This window comes from Mesorhizobium sp. WSM4871, assembly GCF_055811295.1.
Genome location: NZ_JBVVPU010000070.1, coordinates 1 through 314 on the forward strand (window position 1 = coordinate 1; position 314 = coordinate 314).

The following is a 314-nucleotide window of genomic DNA, read 5'->3' on the forward strand; positions in this document are numbered from 1 at the left end:
AAAGCACCTCTCCGGTCATCTCAGCCGAGATGACGGCGCGCAGCGAGGCCGGCTGGACCGCCAAGCTTTCCGGCCAGCTCGCCTTCAGCGGCGATAGCTACATGGAAGACTATGACTGGATCTCGCCATTCTCGACCAATGATGGCTGGAACGACTGGAGCAGCCGCTCGCGTCATTCCGACACCGGTCTGGATCACTTCTATTCGGCAACCGTCGCGCTCGGCCACGACTTTCAGCTCAGCGATCAGCTGCTGATCAACGTCAACGGTGGCTTCAAGTACACCTCGGTCAAGTGGACTGCCTATGGCGGCTCC

Annotated in this window: 1 protein-coding gene; it reads left to right on the top strand. The window is 60.2% G+C overall.

Annotation, left to right across the window (positions count from 1 at the left end; all coding sequences use genetic code 11):
- Positions 1-314: omptin family outer membrane protease (locus tag AC0L2H_RS32555; RefSeq protein ID WP_473593685.1), on the top strand; the 314-nt coding region annotated here is incomplete at both ends.